Source organism: Dehalobacter sp. (assembly GCF_030063005.1).
In the GTDB taxonomy this organism is placed as follows: domain Bacteria; phylum Bacillota; class Desulfitobacteriia; order Desulfitobacteriales; family Syntrophobotulaceae; genus Dehalobacter; species Dehalobacter restrictus.
Genome location: NZ_JAPDHR010000015.1, coordinates 318148 through 335961, shown reverse-complemented (window position 1 = coordinate 335961; position 17814 = coordinate 318148). Strand labels below are relative to the sequence as shown.

Annotated in this window: 17 protein-coding genes; all 17 read right to left on the bottom strand. The window is 45.0% G+C overall.

Features of this window, described 5'->3' with window-relative positions:
- Positions 1-179: 179 nt before the first annotated feature.
- The 17 genes from dusB to OKX56_RS06150 all read right to left on the bottom strand — a co-directional run bounded on the left by dusB (position 180) and on the right by OKX56_RS06150 (position 17756).
- Entirely contained in the window at positions 180-1157 is a 978-nt protein-coding gene (dusB, locus tag OKX56_RS06230) for a tRNA dihydrouridine synthase DusB (RefSeq protein ID WP_025204995.1), read from the bottom strand.
- A 20-nt stretch (positions 1158-1177) separates the two neighbouring features.
- Positions 1178-1945: a type III pantothenate kinase gene (locus OKX56_RS06225; RefSeq protein WP_019224803.1), complete on the bottom strand. Its 768-nt coding sequence runs from the start codon at positions 1943-1945 to the stop codon at positions 1178-1180.
- Positions 1946-1982: 37 nt separating this feature from the next.
- Positions 1983-2861: a carboxylating nicotinate-nucleotide diphosphorylase gene (nadC, locus tag OKX56_RS06220; RefSeq protein WP_019224804.1), complete on the bottom strand. Its 879-nt coding sequence runs from the start codon at positions 2859-2861 to the stop codon at positions 1983-1985.
- Entirely contained in the window at positions 2839-4452 is a 1614-nt protein-coding gene (gene nadB / locus OKX56_RS06215; protein ID WP_019224805.1) for an L-aspartate oxidase, read from the bottom strand. Before nadB ends, nadC begins: the two co-directional genes overlap by 23 nt.
- Positions 4453-4484: 32 nt before the next feature.
- Positions 4485-5405, bottom strand: coding sequence for a quinolinate synthase NadA (nadA, locus tag OKX56_RS06210; RefSeq protein WP_025204993.1), 921 nt, complete (start codon positions 5403-5405; stop codon positions 4485-4487).
- 61 nt (positions 5406-5466) lie between these two features.
- Positions 5467-5850 (bottom strand): aspartate 1-decarboxylase, encoded by a 384-nt coding sequence (gene panD, locus OKX56_RS06205; protein WP_015042360.1) that lies wholly within the window; start codon positions 5848-5850, stop codon positions 5467-5469.
- Between the two features lie 6 nt (positions 5851-5856).
- Positions 5857-6720: a pantoate--beta-alanine ligase gene (panC, locus tag OKX56_RS06200; protein ID WP_025204992.1), complete on the bottom strand. Its 864-nt coding sequence runs from the start codon at positions 6718-6720 to the stop codon at positions 5857-5859.
- Positions 6717-7622 (bottom strand): Rossmann-like and DUF2520 domain-containing protein, encoded by a 906-nt coding sequence (locus tag OKX56_RS06195; protein ID WP_019224808.1) that lies wholly within the window; start codon positions 7620-7622, stop codon positions 6717-6719. The genes panC and OKX56_RS06195 overlap by 4 nt, the downstream gene beginning before the upstream one ends.
- A gap of 281 nt (positions 7623-7903) precedes the next feature.
- On the bottom strand, positions 7904-8377 hold the full coding sequence (folK, locus tag OKX56_RS06190; protein WP_019224809.1) for a 2-amino-4-hydroxy-6-hydroxymethyldihydropteridine diphosphokinase: 474 nt from the start codon (positions 8375-8377) through the stop codon (positions 7904-7906).
- Positions 8346-8741: a dihydroneopterin aldolase gene (folB, locus tag OKX56_RS06185; RefSeq protein ID WP_025204988.1), complete on the bottom strand. Its 396-nt coding sequence runs from the start codon at positions 8739-8741 to the stop codon at positions 8346-8348. Before folB ends, folK begins: the two co-directional genes overlap by 32 nt.
- The gene (folP, locus tag OKX56_RS06180) at positions 8728-9951 is read right to left on the bottom strand and encodes a dihydropteroate synthase (RefSeq protein ID WP_083221926.1); all 1224 of its coding nucleotides are present in this window, start codon (positions 9949-9951) and stop codon (positions 8728-8730) included. The genes folB and folP overlap by 14 nt, the downstream gene beginning before the upstream one ends.
- Before the next feature lie 62 nt (positions 9952-10013).
- Positions 10014-10718 carry a DUF881 domain-containing protein gene (locus OKX56_RS06175; protein ID WP_019224812.1) on the bottom strand — a complete coding sequence of 235 codons (705 nt, stop codon included), beginning with the start codon at positions 10716-10718 and terminating at the stop codon, positions 10014-10016.
- A gap of 2 nt (positions 10719-10720) precedes the next feature.
- Complete coding sequence (locus OKX56_RS06170; protein WP_019224813.1) at positions 10721-11434, bottom strand: DUF881 domain-containing protein; 714 nt, start codon at positions 11432-11434, stop codon at positions 10721-10723.
- Between the two features lie 109 nt (positions 11435-11543).
- Positions 11544-11993 carry a nucleoside-diphosphate kinase gene (gene ndk / locus OKX56_RS06165; protein WP_287895887.1) on the bottom strand — a complete coding sequence of 150 codons (450 nt, stop codon included), beginning with the start codon at positions 11991-11993 and terminating at the stop codon, positions 11544-11546.
- Positions 11994-12059: 66 nt separating this feature from the next.
- A complete protein-coding gene (ftsH, locus tag OKX56_RS06160) occupies positions 12060-13952 on the bottom strand; it encodes an ATP-dependent zinc metalloprotease FtsH (RefSeq protein ID WP_025204982.1) in 1893 nt (630 codons plus the stop codon).
- A gap of 135 nt (positions 13953-14087) precedes the next feature.
- Entirely contained in the window at positions 14088-15497 is a 1410-nt protein-coding gene (gene tilS, locus OKX56_RS06155) for a tRNA lysidine(34) synthetase TilS (protein ID WP_025204979.1), read from the bottom strand.
- A gap of 135 nt (positions 15498-15632) precedes the next feature.
- The gene (locus OKX56_RS06150; RefSeq protein ID WP_025204978.1) at positions 15633-17756 is read right to left on the bottom strand and encodes a SpoIIE family protein phosphatase; all 2124 of its coding nucleotides are present in this window, start codon (positions 17754-17756) and stop codon (positions 15633-15635) included.
- Positions 17757-17814 lie beyond the last annotated feature (58 nt).

The following is a 17814-nucleotide window of genomic DNA, read 5'->3' as shown; positions in this document are numbered from 1 at the left end:
ATTCTCAAAAGTACAAAGTCATAAAAACATTACTCACTTTTTTAAAAATGTAAAAGCCCGGATTTCCCTTGTTTGCAAGGGGTTCCAGGCTTTTTTGCTCTTTAAAGTGTCAAAGATGAGATTATAAGGAACCTCCATTTTATTGTCAAGCAAATTTACTTAATATTTTGATAGCCGGATTAATGGTCCGGGCATTCCATCGAGTAAATGCCTGAAAACAACGTCTTCATTTCTTGGTAACTTTTGATTTTCATGATCTGGTTCCGGTACTCTGCTGCTTTCCTCATACCCTTGATATACCAGGAAGCGTGTTTGCGGATCTCCTGTACACCGGTTCTTTCGCCTTTATATTCAATAATCTTTTCAAAATGCTGAATAAGTATTCTAAGTTTTTCTCTATTGTCAGGTTCCTGTGGAAGTGTTTCCGTATCGAGATAATATTGGGATCTGCCAATCAGCCACGGATTTCCTAAAGCTCCCCTCGCTATCATGACTCCATCGCATCCGGTAAGCTGAACCATTTTCAGCGCATCTTCCGGAGATAGAATATCCCCATTCCCAATCACAGGTATGCCAATTCTTGCTTTAATTTTACTGATCCATTCCCAGTCAGCCTTGCCGGAATAATATTGTTCTCTGGTCCGGGCATGAACTGTCAGCATGCTGACTCCTGCCTGCTCTAACATTGGCGCCAGTTCAAGCGCAACGATAGTGGAACTATCCCATCCCAGGCGGATTTTAACGGTAACAGGAACCCTCACAGCCTTTACCACTTCGGAGACAATTTCTATCGCTAACGGAATGTTTCGAAGAAGGGATGCTCCTTCACCATTTTTCACAATCTTTGGTGTCGGACATCCCATATTAATGTCTATGATATCAGCTCCATATGTTTCAGCTATTTCAGCTGCTCTGGCCATTGGGACAGGTTCAGATCCAAAAAGCTGAACAATTCGGGGTTCTTCTTCTCCTTTAAGATCAAGCATTTTAAATGTCTTGGCGTTATGATGCAGCAGGGCTTTATCGCTGATCATTTCCGTTATGACGTATTTGCCGCCTGTAAGCCGGATGATTTCCCGAAAGGCCTTATCCGTTATCCCTGCCATCGGGGCCATAAAAACAGGCTTTTCTGACAAATGATACTTCCCTAATTTCATTTTTACCTCAACATATACAATTACCGCAGATTTCTTTCATAAATATACAAAAGTCCTTCCAACGTTAAAAAAGGATCAATAATATCGATCATTTTGGAATCCCCGACAATCAGTTCAGCCAGACCCCCGGTTGCAATGACTTTAGTTTTTCCGCCAAGTTCTTTTTTCATCAGCTCGACAATACGGTCAATCTGTCCGCAAAATCCATGATATATTCCCGCTTGCATACCGCTGACTGTATTTTTGCCGATAACGTTTTTGGTCTTAACAATCTCTACTTTAGGCAATTTCGAGGCTTTCTGGTAGAGTGCCTCAGTAGAAATCCCGATTCCAGGCGCAATCGCTCCCCCTAAGTACTCTCCCTTTTCACTGACAGCGCAAAAAGTTGTTGCCGTGCCAAAATCAACAATAATTATTAACCCGCCGTATTTGGCATAGGCAGCTACAGCGTTTACAATCCTATCAGCCCCAAGTTCCCTTGGATTATCAATATTAATGGAAATACCGGTCTTAACGCCTGGACCAACAATAATCGGGGTTACGCTGAAATACTTTTTGATCATCCGTTCCAGCGCAGGCGTCACAGGTGGTACAACCGAAGAAATAATAGCCCCGGATATATTGCTGAAAGACAAATCGTGAAAACTGAATAAATTCTTAATTGTCGACGCATATTCATCCGATGTATTGTTTTTTTCCGTGGAAATTCTCCAGTAATGAATAAGCTCACGGTCTTGGTAAACACCAAGTACAATATTCGTATTCCCGATATCGATGACCAAAATCATTGTACCCGCCTCCCTTTAGAACCGGATAAGTGCCAGATTATATTTTTTCAGCAGAATGAAGGTGCTTCTGAATAGATGGTTTGAAATCATCAACGACCATTGAAAAATCAATCGCTTCGACCGAATGCGTAAGCCTGCCTACTGAAATAATGTCCACTCCCGTCTCAGCAATTTGACGCACTGTGTCTTCCCTAACTCCTCCGGACGCCTCTACGACAACCCGGTGGTTAATATACTGAACCGCTGTTTTCATATCCTGCAGGGACATATTATCGAGCATAATCACGTCAACGCCGCTCAGAACGGCTTCCCGTACCTGTTCCAGCGTTTCACATTCAACCTCTATTTTAACCATATGGCCAACTTTTGTTTTGATTTTTTGAACAGCCTCAGCCAGATTTCCGATTGCGTCCAGATGATTATCCTTAAGCATAACGGCATCATACAAACCAAAACGGTGGTTCGTTCCTCCGCCGACCCTGACAGCGTATTTCTGCAGGTTTCTCATACCCGGCATCGTTTTGCGCGTATCTGTGACCTTAACGCCTAAATCAGATACAAGTTCGACAAATCTTTTGGTAATACTAGATATTCCTGAAAGATGCTGAATGAAATTAAGTACAGTTCTTTCAGCTTGAAGGATTCCTGCCAGTGAACCATTAATTTTCATGATCAGGGTCCCTGGTCCGATACTGTCTCCGTCTTCAACCTGCATCTGAACGTCTATGTACGGATCTATCTTCTTAAAGGTCATCTCAGCAATAAAAAGGCCGCAGATAATCCCATGTGCTTTGGCATAGATTCTGGCTTCACTCTGGTAATCTTTAGGAATGATCAGCGTACTGAGATCTCCGGTACCAATATCTTCTTTTAAAGCACGTTCAATCAATTCTTCATATTGAAACGTAGCGAACATGATAATCCCCCCTCATATAGACAGAATGCTTTTGCCAGTGTTCCTCCGCATTCGGGAAATCCCGTCGGAAATGGCCCCCTCTGCTTTCTTCACGTGCCAAAGCAGCCTTGATAATCACCATTCCAATCGCAAGCATATTGCCAAGCTCGAGTTCCGATACTTCAGAATGGGGGTTAAACCGTTCCATCAATTGATTTAATTCCGCCTGGGCCTGCCGCAAATGTTCTTCATCCCGAATGATTCCGACTTTATCCCATAAAATATTCTGCAGTTCTTCTTTCAGATTAGCCGGGTCTGCAGCGGAATCCCGGACATCACATTCATCGGGGCAGCCTTCATACGGCAAAACATCTTCCGGGTTGGGCATTTCGCCAATCTTCTGATTGATTGTATCAGAAATGGTTGAAGCAAATACTAATCCGTCCAACAAGGAGTTGCTGGCGAGCCTGTTGGCACCATGAACGCCATTACAGGCACATTCACCACAAGCAAAAAGATTTGGCAAATTCGTTTCACCAAATTCATTGATGCGGACTCCGCCCATTAAGTAATGCGCAGCAGGGCCAACCGGTACCGGATCTGTAGAAATATCAACGCCATAATTCAGACAGGTTTTATGGATTCCTGGAAACCTTTGTTCGACTTTGGAGTGTCCCATCGGGCTGAAATCGAGATAGACCTGTCCTGTCTGCATCTGCTTCCATATCTCCCTTGATACAACATCCCTCGGAGCAAGCTCTTTACCGGGAACACCCTCCATAAAACGTTCTCCGCGTGAGTTTACCAGTACAGCTCCCTCTCCTCTGGCTGCCTCCGAAATTAAAAAATTGGGCGCTCCCGGCAGCAGCAGGGCCGTAGGATGGAATTGAATAAATTCCATATCCATAAGTTCGGCTCCTGCCCGATAAGCAGCAGCTATTCCATCTCCTGTCGCAACCGCAGGATTGGTCGTATGCTTATACATCTGACCTGCACCGCCCGTGGCCAGGATAATGGCTTTAGCCAGCCATATTTCCATTGCCAAGGTAATATTGTTAAGCACCAGAGCTCCGCAAACCTCTGCTTTACTGTTCTTAACAAAATCAATTAAATAATAGTTTTCTTTAACGGTAATCGGGCTGGAATGCACAACTTCTACCAGGGCACGTTCTATTTCTCCGCCGGTGGCATCACCGTGAGCATGCAGTACCCTGCTTTTACTGTGGGCACCTTCCCGCGTAAAATCCAGTTTATTATTGCTTTCATCAAATTTGGTGCCAAAATCAATCAGCTTACTGACACACTCCGGTCCTTTCTCAGCCAGGATCTTGACTGCTTTCAGGTTGCATAGCCCTGCTCCGGCTTTAATGGTATCGCCATAGTGAAATTCAGGAGAGTCATCCTCATTAAGAGCAACGGCAATACCTCCCTGAGCATGCTCAGTGTTGCTTGCCATCACATCTTTCTTGGTCAGAACGGTTACTTCATATTTGGGACAAAGTTTGATTGCTGCAAACAATCCCGCAATTCCGCTTCCGAGAATAAGCACTTCTGTCTGGAAGATCTCAAGCTTATCCTTGTCCCAGGGAATCAGATAGTCATTCTCATTCATATCTCTTACTCATCCTCAATATCATATGTTCATTATTGGACGGCCAGCATTCTTTCCAGCGCGCAGACCGCCTTCTCTCTGATTTCTTTTGACACAGTAACGACCGGTGCCATGTTTGAAAGGGTATCCTTGACCTTTTGCAAGCTGATCTTTTTCATATTCGGGCAGATCATATGCGCTGAAGCCATATAAAATTGTTTTCCAGGACAGCGTTTAGTAAGTTCATGCAAAATGCCGCATTCCGTTCCAATAATAAATTCGGTGTCCGTTGAATTTTCTGCATACTTAATAATTCCGGCAGTAGAGCCAACATAATCGGCTTCCCGCCAGACTTCCTCGCGGCATTCAGGATGAACCAGAACTTTTGCTCCCTGATGTTCCTCCCGCGCCTTTAAGATATCTTCCCTGGCGAGTCTGTGATGGGTCGGACAAAATCCCGGCCACAGGTTAATCTTTCTGTTCGTTTTGGCTGCAATATATCCGCCGAGGTTGCCGTCAGGCACAAACAGGATCTCCTCTTTTCCAAGAGATTGAACAATTTTCTCTGCATTGGATGATGTACAACAAATATCGCTTACGGCTTTCACCTCTGCGGATGAATTAACATAACAGACCACCTTTGCACCGGGCAATTTGGTCTTCGCTTCTTTGAGCCGGTTTGCTTCGACCATGTCAGCCATTGGGCAGCCGGCCGAAGGTTCTGGAAGCAGGACAGTCTTTTCCGGGGATAGGATTGCAGCACTTTCTGCCATAAAATGGACCCCGCAGAATACGATGACATCCGCATCTGTCCGGGCAGCCTGCTGGGCGAGCTGAAGTGAATCTCCGACAAAATCCGCAATATCCTGAATGTCCCTCGGCTGGTAATAATGGGCAAGAATTACCGCTTTTCTTTGCTTGCGCAGAGCATTTATATCATTGATCAGCTGATCTTTGCGTTCGTCATTATCCATTATCAGCCGCTCCTTTCGCTCGTAGACCTTTTTCTAATTCTATTCTTCGACATAAAATGTGTCAAGCCTGTACGCCGTGCACTTCAACATCATCGATTCTGACCGGCTGGTTCTTTTCGTCGACAAAAACAATTTTCGGTGTATATCCTTTGCTTTCTTCATCGGAAAACAGCCCATAGGAAATAATAATCACCTGATCCCCGACCTGAACCAGCCTGGCTGCTGCTCCATTTAGACAGATCATTCCGGAATTCTCCTCTCCTGGAATAACATACGTTTCCAGCCTTGCTCCATTATTCAGGTTAACGACCTGAACTTTCTCATTTTCCAGAATATCGGCCTGCTCCATCAGGCTGCGGTCTATCGTTATGCTTCCCACATAATTCAGGTTGGCTTCAGTAACCCTAGCTTTATGGATCTTTGATTTCATCATATTTCTGAACATTTTTTCTCACACCTCCACGACAATATTATCAATCAAGCGCGTTGTGCCAAAACGTACGGCAAGAGCAATCACAACAGGGCAGTCAATACTGTCGACAGCTGCAAGATTGTCCGCTTTTCTTATTTCTACATAATCAATTTTCCCGTTTGATTCACTGCTTATTCTCTGTCTGATCTCTTCTCTGACAACTTCAGTGCAGGTCTCACCTTCAATAATTCGTGCCTCCGCTTCCTGCAATGAACGGAATAACACCGGGGCTTGCCGCCGGTCTTCACTGCTCAAATAAGCGTTTCTAGAACTCTTGGCTAGTCCGTCGCTTTCTCGAACCGTCGGGAAGGCCACGATTTTAACAGGGCTATTTAAATCTTTTGTCATTTGTTTGATGACAGCAACCTGCTGGTAATCTTTTAAGCCAAAATAGGCTTCATCAGGTTGAATAATATTAAAAAGTTTCGTCACAACAGTTGCTACTCCCTGAAAGTGTCCCTGACGGCTGGCTCCGCAGAGGACCTCGGTGATCTGGGATACCTGAACTGCCGTAAGGCTTTTTCCGTCCGGATACATTTCCGCGACCGAAGGAGCAAATAACAAGTCTACTCCTGCCTGTTCGGCGAGTCCCGAATCCCTGGCAAGATCACGCGGATATTTCTCATAATCCTCATTCGGACCAAACTGTAAGGGATTCACAAATATACTCATCACAATATAGATTTTTTTGTGATTCGGATCTTGATTTCTGGCTATTTTGACCATGGACTGATGGCCTTCATGCAAGAAGCCCATCGTGGGTATAAGGACAACAGCTTTTCCCAGCTGTTTGGCTGATGCTATTTTTTCTCTTGTTTCAGTTATTTTTTTGGCAATGATCATTGCTTTGTTTCCTTTCCTAAGTCATTCAAAAGTTCTTCCAGGTCGTTTAAATCTTCTGGGCGATAGGATGCCCTATCCCATAGTTTTTTTTCTAATCCCAATTCCAAGGCCAGCTTTCCAAGCTCTCTATAGACTGTTCTTATCTCTTCAGGCATGCTTTGTAAATGTCTTGCGACGACTTCGGCATCTCCCCTGGCAATTGGCCCTGTAAGCGCCCCAGGAAGCCCCAGTTTGCCAATATTCCGACAGGATCCGGCTAACAGCGGAAGTAAGGCAGCCAGAGCGTCTTTACGCTCTATTCCGGCCTGTTCAAATAGTTTGACTGCCAGCAGGACCAGCGAAACAAGATAATTTGAGACGACAACCGCTCCAGCATGATAAAGGCTTTTTTTAGCCGGATTAATTTTAAGTGGAATTCCGCCTAATAACATAACCAGTTCCTCCCCTTGGCGCTCAACCTCCGGACTGCTGCCTTCTATGCCAAAATAGGTTCCCTTCATGACGGAAACCGCGACATCAATATTTGCAAAGGCCTGCAGTGGATGCAGAGACAGGTAGCCGACAGGCAGTACAGGATCCTGACACATGACTCCCGAAGGCAAAGACCCTGAGCAGTGAATCCAGATTTGACCTGGTTTAATATCCTTCTCCTGAGAAAGTCTGGCCGCTGCGTCTTCAATGTTGCAATCCTGAGTCGTAATAAAAATCAGATCTGACTCCATCACAAGCTGCTTCAATCCAAGCTGCTCTTTTGGCAAGTATCTGCGAAAATGATCATATGACCTTTTGCCGCGGGTATGGACTCCGATACACTCCAGCCCTGCTTTCTCCAACAGAATCGCCAGAGATGTCCCGACCACGCCAGTTCCGATGATTCCAAATTTTATTGTATTTTCTGACAAAAAAATACACCTCACATGGTGAAGGTGTATTGTTATAAACGAATTCAACATATACCCTGCCTTCACCGTCCCAGTAGTAATAATCCAAGCGGTTGATGCACGATCCGATCAGTCATAAAAAATAGTAGAACTGCTACGGTACAACTCTATACAGATATCGTCTGCAGCTTACTCTTTAGTATATGATAAAGAAGAGAAATAATAAAGAAAAATCTTAAAGAACCATCCATATTTTATGATTTTTTATAATTTTACTTAAAACGTATTGATCTTATTTATACCTATATTTTAGTAATTTTTTTAATAAGTCCTTCGCCTTGAACAGTTCCGATTACTCTTCCTGACTGCAGAATATAATCCGGTGATATTTCTCTTAGCGGAGCCAGTACGAACTCTCTTTGTTCCATAAAGGGATGCGGAATTGTCAGTTTTTCAGTCTGAATTACGTAATCCTGATAGGAAAGAATATCGATATCAATGGTGCGCGGCCCCCAATGAGTCAGTCGTTTTCTTCCTAGAGACGTTTCAATTTGCTGGCAGACCTCAAGCAGTTCGTAAGGATCCAGCTCCGTTTCAATGCCAATGGCCATATTCAGGAAAGGTGACTGGTCAACATTGCCCCAGGGTTCAGTCTCATAGAGGCTGGAAATACGCTGAATCATGATCCCTGAAGTATCCATCAGCATATTGAGTGCCCGATCCAAATATTCCTTGCGGTCTCCTTCATTGCTCCCCAAACTTAAAAATGCTCTCATCTTTTTTCTCCCGTATGATTTCTACGGATATATCCTTAAGAATTCCGGAAACCGGGGCATTCGGCTTATGTACCTCTACCCGGACGCCTGAACAGCGAAATCCGGTTGTAATTTCCAAGGCTATTTTTTCGGCAAGCGTTTCGATCAGCTGATAACGCTGATCAAGGACACAATTTTTGATTACTTGATAGACTTCAGCATAATTGACAGTTTCCGCTAGATTGTCCTGCATACTGACCGGTTTTTTCAGGAAGATGTCCACGTCAATCAGAAATCTTTGGCCAAGAACCTGCTCCTCCTCCATCACCCCATGGTAAGCATAAAACTCCATACCACGCAGGTGAATGACATCACTTTCCTTCATAATCTTCTCCTCTTTTTCGACGTATCACCAGGTCAGTGATAAGCGCAGCCTTTTTGTTTTCGGGAACATCATGCACACGCAGAATATCTGCTCCGGCGACAATTCCGAGCGTCCCCAGGGCAATCGTCGGTTCCAGCCTTTGATCAACCGGAAGGTTCAAGGTCCGTCCAATCACGGATTTGCGGGATACTCCCAGAAGAAGAGGACACCCTAGCGATTTAAATTCTTCCATCCGGCTTAAGACTTCCATATTCTGTTCCGGTGTTTTTCCAAACCCGATTCCGGGATCGACAATAATTTGATTCTGCGTCAATCCGCAGTCTAGAGCCATTTCAATGCTACGCTCCAGGAATGACAATATTTCACCCATCATATTCTTATATTCTGTATGATCCTGATTATGCATTATCACGACCGGAGCTTGATATTCTGCAATAACGCCGGCCATTTCAGGATCTTTCTGCAAACCCCAGATATCATTAATGATATGGGCCCCCAACCGCAAAGACTTGGCTGCAACAGCTGCTTTTTGGGTATCAATCGATATTGGAACCGAACAGACCGGGATAAGTGCTTTAAGTACCGGTTCAAGTCTGGACCACTCTTCTTCGGCACTGACGCCGCCATATCCCGGGCGGGTGGACTCCCCGCCAATATCAAGCATATCAGCACCGTCGGCAACCATTTTTTCCGCCTGCTTTAAAGCATTCTCGATGTTGTCAAATTTTCCGCCGTCGGAAAAGGAATCCGGCGTTACGTTTAATATTCCCATGATCAAAGTCTTTTGACCCCAAATGAGACTCTTTCCCCTGCAATCAATGATTCCGGCCGGAGGTTCCTCCAAATAGGTCATCAGCTCGCATAAGGACTGAGCGAGGGATTGGAACTCCGCGGACATCGTCGCCAGTCTGTCCGCAAGTTTGGTTAACTGCTTATAGGTACCTATAAGCAACACATCGCTTTCCGGTGCTCCGTTGTCGAGCAAATCTTTATGGACAGCTGCATCTCCACCGGAGGAGAGCATTTCCTGTTTCAGAACCAAGGCTACCGGAGCCGGTACATTCTCCAGCTTGATCGGTTTGGTCAAAGCCTTGCCGTTCATATATGGAAGACCACCAGGGTCAACGCCAACCTGGCTTAGGGCTCTTTCAGCCTGCAGCAGGCTGTCTATTTTTAGCCATCGCATATTGTACGCCTTCAAATCCTTCACTCCTTTTCCGCCTTAATCAATGAATTCATTTTCTCCAATTCAGGCGCTCACCTGTTATCAGGTTATCCTTTCTTTACCTCCGAAGCGTACTCGAAGGTATAGCTTCCTTTAAAGGATGGAATTGTCACCGTTTCGCGGGTTATTTCAACTTTTCTGCCAAATTGTTTCAAGTCAATCGCGATCATATTCGTCAAATAGTCGAGTAGATCATCCTGTTTGCCAATAGCCAGGATTTCATACGTGGTTCCGCCAATCCTGCTGATCGGGACTGAATTCACCAGGATTGTCGCTGTCCCGCTGATAACAATGGAAGTCGAAGCAACAATCCGCTGACCATTGATGCTGATCGCTTCTGCTCCTGCCAATCGCAGGACATTCACGATCTCGCGCAGCTCATCCGTACTCAGCGGGATAACTGCATCAGTATCCGGACCGCTGTCTTTGACAATCATCTTAACCCCAGGTCCGGTAACAGCGATGGTTCCGTCAGCGATTTTAAGCTGATCCAGTCTTGCCCTAAGATAGGGATTCTCACTGTTTTGGTTCCTGTATCTTTCCAATTCTGCAGATATTCGATTATATTCTTCCTGCAAAGAATTGTTTTCATCCTGCAAGGTTTTCATCACCGTATCGGTCTGCTCAACTCTTTGCTGCTGAATTTTTTCTGCACTGTCCACTTCTCTTTGCGCCTGAAATTGAAGGGAAATCAAAAAGCCAATCGCTACGGCGGCAATCGTCGCAACCGTTATGACATGTTTGTTTATCAAGTCTAACCCTCCTTGACAGGCTGTGCATACTTATAACTGTACTGATTGGCGGCAGGTACTGTGACAGATTCCTTAGGTATTTCCAGTTTACGGGTTATGCCGTATTGTTGCTGATATTCCCCGAGCATGTCCCATACGTAAAACTGAAGAGCCGATTTTAAGTTATCCTGATTGCCAATCGCCACGATGTTATACGGTGGCATCTGTCTTGTGTTGTTGATCTTAATATAAGAACCGCTGCAGAATATTTCTGTATTAGAAGTAATCCGCTGGTCATTAATCGAAATGGCCTCAGCTCCGCCATTCCACAGTGCATTGACGATTGCCCTCAAGTATTCCTCATGGATATAATAATTCCCAATGTTCCCATTACTTGTGCTTCGCTTCTGATCAGAATCATCCAGAACGATCACAATGCCCGGGCCACTGAGGGACACAAGCCCTGCACTGATCTTCGCCTGCTCCAACTGCTCGGAAGCCAGGGCCGCAGCGCTTTCCCCCGCCTGATACTTCGTCAATTCTTCCAGCAGTTTGTCATTTTCTCCAGCCAATTGTTCATTCTCCATCTCCAGCTGAAGAAGGCTCGGGAGATTTTTCTCCTGCGAAGAAGCATTTTGATCAGCCATATAGGATTTAATAATAATTACAAGAAAAACACCGATCAGCAGCATACCCACACTGATCATCATCCATGCCATTTTCTTTTTATCCTGCATCTGATTCACCCCGGCTTATTCTGACATATAAAACAAAACTTGGTTCAGAAAGTACTTTGAGTTTTTCTGACAGACTGTAAAAAGGACACCCGAATGGGTGTCCTTGTATTTACTCGCTAAGCCACTCTTCACCGGCTTTTGCATAATGAAGAATCTCCGCCGGTTTGAAGTACAAGGAAATTTCCCTCTCGGCACTTTCCACAGAATCTGAGCCATGGATGACGTTTCTGCTGATGTCCATCGCATAGGCGCCTCTGATAGAACCAGGGTTGGCATTGGCAGGATTGGTCGCCCCCATCATTTCTCTAGCTATAGCGACTACATTCTTGCCTTCCCAGACCATCGCCACAACCAGCGAGGACATAATATACTGAACGGTAGGTTCAAAAAAACCTTTACCCTTATGTTCCTTATAGTGTTCTTCCGCCAAGGCTCTGTCTACCTGGATCAACTTTAAGCCAACAAGCTTAAATCCTTTCTTTTCAAATCTGCCAATCACTTCACCAACCAGACCTCTTTGAATGGCGTCCGGCTTAAGCATAAGAAAAGTTCTTTCCACGGGAATCCTCCTTAAATGTCTATTATAAGATATTTTGAGCTCATCTGAGCAAGTATCTTGTCAACCTTAAGCATTTTCACTTTCTTCTTTTGGTTCATTATCTTCCGTACTGTTGCCGTTTGTGGACAGAGGCGTGTCATAAGGATCACCTATGCGTGACTCGTCATATTTGGCAATAATATCCTGGAAAGAGTCTGCCTCCAGCGTTTCATTGACCATCAGTGCCTGGGCAATCGCATGCAGAATCTCAATTTTCTCTGAAATGATATCCTGCGCCTTTTGATAAGATTCATCAATGATACGGCGCACCTCATGATCAATCGCCTGGGCTACAGATTCACTGTAATTACGGTCACGCGCAATATCACGTCCCAGGAAAACCTGTTCTTCTTTATGGCCGAAAGTTACCGGTCCGAGCTCTTCCGACATCCCGAGTTCGGTAATCATTTTTCTTACGATGCCTGTCGCACGTTCCAGGTCGTTGGAAGCGCCGGTACTGATCTCATGCAAAACCAGAGCTTCAGCTACTCTGCCGCCCAAAAGCATGGTGACCTGGTCAAGCAGCTGGGACTTCGTCATATAGTTGCGGTCCTCTTTCGGCAGCAGCAGCGTATAGCCTCCTGCCCGGCCTCTTGGTATAATCGAAACCTTATGCAGGGGATCCGTATGCGGAAGGTATTCTCCCAGAAGCGCATGGCCGGCTTCATGGTAAGAAACCAGTTTCTTTTCAAAATCACTGATCACCCGGCTTTTCTTTTCCGGACCGGCAATGACTCTTTCAATCGAATCTTCCAGCGCCTTCATATCGACTTTTTTCTCATTACGCCGGGCTGAAAGCAAAGCAGCTTCATTGACCAGATTGGCAAGATCAGCCCCTGTAAAGCCGGGGGTTCTGCGCGCTAAAACTTCAAGGTTAACATCTGAAGCTAACGGTTTACCCTTGACATGGACCATCAGAATTTCCTCTCTTCCTTTGATATCCGGGAGAGTGACAACAATCTGTCTGTCAAAACGCCCAGGACGGAGAAGAGCCGGATCCAGGATATCCGAACGGTTGGTCGCAGCAATGACGATGACACCTTCGTTACCGTTAAATCCGTCCATTTCGACCAGAAGCTGATTCAGGGTCTGCTCGCGCTCATCATGGCCGCCGCCCAAGCCGGCACCGCGCTGACGTCCCACAGCATCAATTTCATCGATAAAAACGATACAGGGGGAATTCTTTTTAGCCTGTTCAAAAAGATCCCTCACCCTTGAGGCTCCAACACCAACAAACATTTCCACAAAATCCGAACCGCTGATGCTGAAGAACGGAACTCCGGCTTCTCCGGAAACGGCTTTCGCCAGCAAAGTTTTTCCGGTTCCGGGAGGGCCAAAAAGGAGTACCCCTTTCGGAATCTTAGCTCCAATCTCATTGAATTTTTTCGGTGATTTCAGAAATTCTACGATTTCTTCCAATTCTTCCTTAACTTCATCTGCACCTGCAACATCTTTAAACGTATATTTGTGTTCATCTGATACCAACCGTGCCCTGCTTTTGCCAAATTGCATTACCTTGCTTCCGCCGCCTTGGGTTTGCTGCATCATGTAGAAGAACAACCCAAAAATAAACAGGAACATCAGGAGAGTTGGCAGGACAGAAACCCACCACGGTACAGTGGCCGGAGGCTCAAATGTAAGGTTGATATTCTGTTTTTCCATCTCATCCAGAAGGGTTTGATCTCCCGAGGGACCGGCGACTTCGTAGATCTTGCTGTCTTTCATGGTAACGGTATAGACGTAGTATTTATCATTGACCTGAACGGAAACATCACTGACGCCGCCCGAAGCAATAGCCTGCTTAAAAGCATTATATTTTAGACTGGTATCCTTTGCTTCAGGAGGATTTACCCATTTGATAAGCAAAACTGCAAGAAGAATAATCAACAAATAGATCGCGACATTTTTTAGTATTTTCAATCCGGAGATCCTCCTCTCATTGATGGAAACATATTGTCAATACTTAAAGTACATTTATTCGAACGTTTGAAAAACTATGAGATATTATATCATGTGGTTTCCTATTTTACAATCAATCCAAAATAGTAGAAAACCTTATATTTCAGCCGCAACCAAATACAGTCTGGAAGATTGCGGACCAGCCGGCAAAAGGCTATCTCCCCTGCATACACCTGGGATCCAGACGACGAGATCGCCAAAAGCAAAAAACAGAATCTTATCACGTTCCCCAGCAGAAATATCTTTGTCCTGAAAAACCTTTTTAATTGCTTTATGCCCTAAATTCTTAAAATAAATACGGTCTCCGGCCTGTCTCGTCCTACATACCAAAGGCTCAGTCTGAACAGACATTTGGACCGGATCAAGTTCGGTACTCCACAAAACATGCTGTTCTTCCGGATAGAAATCAAAAATTCCCACCTGTACTTTTAACTCCGTAATTTTATTCCAAACGTTCAAAGCAAGAGGTAACTTGACAAAAAGCCGGAACTCTTCAATTCTATCTTTCCCGGAAATATACTCTTTTGATTCTCGCTCTACGTTAAAAAAGAAAAGGCCTTGCTTGACAACTTCTACCTTAAAACCTTGAAGATCCTGACGCCATCCGGTCTGTTTCCCCTTTTGCATCCAAAGCTTAACAAATTTAAACGCTGGCCCTCTTGTTTCTCCCGATACCTGCGAAGCCGCTTTCCGGAGCAGGCGGGAAAGGATTGCCTCCGGTTCTTTCCAGGCTTCGTGCGAAAGCAGGACTCTGGTATGATCTGCCCGGAGACAGTACCTGGGCCACAAAGCTTCCGTCTGGGCACAAATATATTCTTCGTCCCAGCGCAGCAGTTCCGCTGTTCGTCCCAAAGCATCCGTAATCCTCTGATTATATTTGCTTTCCAGTCCAGGAATTAGCTCGAGTCTGATCTTATTCCTGTAATAGTCCGTTTCCAGATTGCTCTTGTCAATTGAATAGGGAAGACTTTGAACTTTGCAGTATTCCAGGATTTCTTCTTTTGTTACCGAAAGGAGCGGACGGATGATTTTGTCTTTAACAGGATAAATGCCTGCAAGTCCTGTTGTTCCGCTCCCTCTTAAGAGACGGTAGAGAACAGTTTCCGCCTGATCTCCCAAATGGTGGGCAGTGGCCAGTAAATCACAGCCCCACGCTTCCATGTCTTCCTTCCAGCGGGCATAGCGCCATTCCCTTGATGCTTCCTGAAAACTTTGGCGGCAAGCTGAAGCGTTACGTTTCGCATCAAATTCATGCAAAATAAATCCTGCTTTCCATTCCCCAGCAAGATTCTTAACAAGCTCCGCTTCCTTGTCGGCTTCTCTCCTGACCTTATGATTGACATGCGTAATAACAAAAGAAATATTCTTATCTTGATTTTCGCACGAATAGCGGTAAATGACATGAGCCAGGGCCACCGAGTCCGGTCCTCCCGAAACAGCTACAAGCACCTTGGACTGAGACGGAATTTGTTGCGGCAATACCTCCGAGCTCAAGCTTTCATACATTATTTTCTCCGCAGCCTTCCTAAAATCGTATTAATACTATTCTCTCCAGATTTTGCCGATTTGTCAAAGCATTTAAAACAAATATTTTTATTTTTAATATAAAGGTTAAATCTTAACAACAGCTTAAAACTGGGTTTAATTTCTGGCATCGTTTCCAGCCAAGTCCTTCCTCTTGACAACCAGGACAACCCCGTCATCCTCCAGGCAGGCCCCGGACAGTCTTCGTGCTTCTTTGACAATACTGTCGGCCAGATCCTGCGAAGACAAACTTCTGTTGTTCTTCAGATATTCTTTGAGCCAATCGTCCTTTCTTTTAGCCACATCCAAGATTCCGTCTGTTACGATGACAAGCGTCTCGTCTTTAAAAGGAATATCAATCGCCGGGATATCAATATCGTTCAGTATACCAGCCGGCAGACTTGATGTTTTTACTGCATCTACTTTGTTTCTGCTGATGATATAGGTCGGTGCTGCTCCAATTTTAATCAGCCTGGCTTGATCTGCCTCGATATTCAACACGGCCATATCGACGGTGACAAAGCTCTCTTCCGGAGAACGTAAAACCAGGATTGAATTAAGCGCTTTGATGGCACTCTCCGGTTCAAATCCAGTACTCAGAAGCTGTTCCAGTATTGTAAGTGCCGCTGAGCTCATCCTGGCCGCCTCTTCCCCTGCGCCCATACCGTCACAGATAATCAGCGCGTTTTTGGATGAAGATAACGAAACCGAACTAAAGTTATCGCCGCTTATGCCATTACCGGTTTTAATAAAAGAGCCGATACCCAGATCTAAAACCAGTTTATGCTTGCGGGACCAGACCAGTGGTTTTCCGTCTTCGTGATTATGCTGAGAATGAAGCTCCTGGGCGAGGTGCCCGATCACCTGAGATACACTTCTGTACTGGCCGGCTAAGGCTTCTCTGTTTATGGCCAGACGTTTTTGCCAAACCTCTTTGTCTTTTTCCTGCTCCAGAATAAATTGAGCCGCCAGCATGACTTCTTCAAGTTTACTGCATTTTCCCCATTCGACAGGCACTTTCTCCTGATTGATTTGGTCTGAAGCTTCACCGGTTTGGTTTCTTTGAATTCTTTTCTCTTCATAGGCAAACAAGTCATACATAAAATGATAGGTTTGGTGAAAATCCTGCTGCCAGCAATAATTCGAATCCGGGCAATGCCGACATATCTTATCGACCAGGGTATTCATCATTTCCGGTACTTCCGGCTGCAGCCTGGATTCAAGTCCTGCCGCCTGGAAACCATAAGCAAGCTGATCAAATAGGTCACCAACAGTTTTGACTTTGCTTACTGTTGTTTCGATTTCTGGCATTACTTTATTCTTCAGAAAAAATTTTTCATGTTTTCCGGGTAATAAGAAAAACATAAGAAGCGCAAGCGCGGACGAATAAAGATGAGAAGTCAAAAATGTCTCATTGACAAAAAAAGAGGCCATCAAAATAGAAGCGCTGTAGGCAGCCGCAACTCCCATCTTGCCAAAACGGGTAAACCCTCCGCACATAAACCCGAGTAAGCTGTAGAGTCCCGCATCAATCAGGTTATCGATTCCAAGATTCCATTTTAACAAAAAGCCTAAAATTGCTCCGACACCTGCAGCTGAACCAGCTCCGTATTTATAGGCCACAAAAAGCAGAAAGAACCCCAGAAATGTGATCTGTAAATTGATTTTCCCAAAAGCGAGCCCTTGTAAGCCGCTTAAGCAGACTGCCAGAACTAAAATCCATACCATACCTTGTTCGCCCTTGAAATTGCCCTTCATAAGGCTTTCCTTATGAAGAAACGCAAAGAAAAAAATAATTGAAAAGCCTGCCGCAATAATGCTTTGGACCATTACCAGCAAGATAGACTCCACTCCGAAGCCATTGGTAAACCATGATACGCCTAATCCGGGCAGTAAGGTTCCAAGTGCCGTAAGCCCAGCGAGAAGAAGTATTTTTCCCTTGCTCTCTTTGATCATCTGAACTGCCAGAACACCTAGAACCGCGCTCGGCATAACTTCCAGAAACACTGAAAAATCCTGGACAGATACCAGACCGACCGTAATTCCGGTAAGACCCGGCAGAATCCATTTTTTCATATTCATGCCGAGAACTGCAAGATAGGCAATAGCAAATGGATAAATACCCAATAGGTTTGCCCGGGCTGTTAAAAAACCTCCGATAACAATCAGACATTGTATTCCCAGCGAGTCAGAAAATCGGTTAATGATTTTTTCCGCTTTGAGTGTTGCCCATTCAGCCATAATGCCACCTCTTCCACTTAATGGAATTATTATAGCTGATGGCTGCCGCGAAGCTTGT